Below are 2,042 nucleotides of genomic sequence, written 5' to 3' on the forward strand. Positions count from 1 at the left end.
CCTGCTGTTTCTGACCGGCCGCGACCAAAGCCATCCCGAGGTGATATTTAAACTGGCCGGTCTCCGGAGACTTCTTCACGCAGTCTTGAAGGTACGGTATGGCGCCGGAATAATCTCCCTTCTTGTACATCACCCAGGCCAGAGTGTCTGTGAAGGTAGGCGTTTCGGGATACTGAGACTTGGCCTTTTGTGCCAGACCCAAAGCCACATCAAGATTTTGTCCCTGCTCTGCATAAATCCAAGCCAGATTATTTTCCGCCGCGGCAGAGTTTGGAGAGTCTGGTGCGTTGGCACCAATCGCCTTTTGAAATTCCTCTGCTGCTCGGGACAGATCTCCTTGGTTCATGTAAATGTTTCCAATTTGTGTGAGGAGCGCCGCGTCATTGGGATCGACAGCCAGTGCATTCTGGTAAGCCTGCAAGGCGCCGGCAGTATCGCCCTGCGCGTCCAGCACCTGTCCTAGCTCCAAATACGCCGGAATGGATCTCGGGGCCAGTTGTATTGCCTGTTCGGCCTCGGCGCCCGCTACCTTGAAGTTCCTGGCCCGCAGTTGGACTCCGCTCAGAATCAGATGGGCGCGGGCGTCTTTCGGATTTCTCGTCAGGAATTGCTCCGCGAGCGTCACCGCTTTGGCCAGCTCTCCTCGGGAGACCAGGAAGCCCGTATACTGATCCAAGACAGCTGCATTGTCCGGAGCCGCCTGAAGTGCCGCTTGATATTCCTTGTCAGCTTCTGGATATTTCTTTTCTGAATTGTAGAGAAGTGCAATGTCGATATGCACGCCCGCATTATTGGGAGCGAGCTGCTTGGCAGCGAGAATTTGAGCTTCAGCCTCTTTGTCTTTTCCTTGCTGGAAAAGGGTTTCTCCCAATAGGAGATGGTCGGAAGGGTTCTTCGAATTGCTCTGGACCAGTTCTTGCGCATAGATCTGCGCAACTGGATAATTCTGTTGTGCGAAATTCAGTTGCGCCAAGGCGCGTAGGGCTACGGGTAATCCCGGGGTGATCCGCAGGGCGTTTTGGAGTTCGGTGTTAGCTTGATCCGCTTTCCCTGATTTCCAGTACGCCATTCCAAGATAGTAATGAGCTTCGTTTGAATCGCCGGCATCCGCCACGGTCTTCTGAAGCGACAATACAGAATCCTGGTACTTTCCCTGTTCCAACAATAGACGCCCGTGATTGATCTTGTTAATAGAATCATTAGGGGCCTGTTGCATTAAGGCAGAATCAACTTGAGCAGCGGAGTCGAGCTTCCCAGTCGTTAAATAAATATCCTCGAGTTTCTGCTGGAGGGAGAGATTCTTCGGATCGATTGTAAGACCTCGCTGATATTCTCCAATGGCTTGTTCAACCGCGTTCCGCTGCAAATAGTAATCGCCTATCGCGTTCGCGACCTCCACTGACTTGGGTGACTGGTTCTCGAGCACTTTGAGCGTGGCATCTGCGTCCGAATTCTTGCCCTCACTTGCGAGAGTCGCTGCCCAATCTAGATAGATCGTGGTGTCGTTCGGGATATTCTGCGCGCCTTTCTGAAGCGCTGCTTCCGCTTCGGGCGCCTTTCCTTGGGACCCGTAGAAATTCGCCAGGTCAACGTAGGCTTGAGAGGACCTGGGCTCAAGCTCAACGGCTTTCTTGAAGCTCTGCTCGGCATCGGAGAATTGCTTCAATGCCATTTGCACCAACCCCATGTCCATGTATGGCGACGCCTTGACAGGCTCCAATTTGGCTACTGTCGAGAATTCTTGCAAAGCGGCGTCGTATTTCTTCTGTGCCGCATAGGCCGTCCCCAGCAAGCGGTGAGCTTGAGTATTCTGAGAATCTTGTTTCAGAACAGAATTGATATCTTCTTCGGCATTTCCGTAATACTTGGGATCGCCTTTTGCGGCATAGAGGTAAATCTGCGCGCGGCCAAGCCGTGCGTCCACACGATTCGGATCGATCTCAATCGCACTACTTAGCGCATCAAAGGCGCCCTTTCCTTCGCGCATTCCCATATCCGCCTGCGCAAGCTGGTAATAAGCTTCCACATATTTGGGATCGATT

The 2,042-nt window shown here is 52.7% G+C and carries 1 protein-coding gene; it reads right to left on the bottom strand.

Annotated features, from left to right (window positions below; all coding sequences use genetic code 11):
• Positions 1 to 2,042: tetratricopeptide repeat protein (locus tag VGS11_00030; GenBank protein ID HEV2118489.1), on the bottom strand; the 2,042-nt coding region annotated here is incomplete at both ends.

The organism is Candidatus Bathyarchaeia archaeon (assembly GCA_035935655.1).
Classification (GTDB): domain Archaea; phylum Thermoproteota; class Bathyarchaeia; order 40CM-2-53-6; family 40CM-2-53-6; genus 40CM-2-53-6.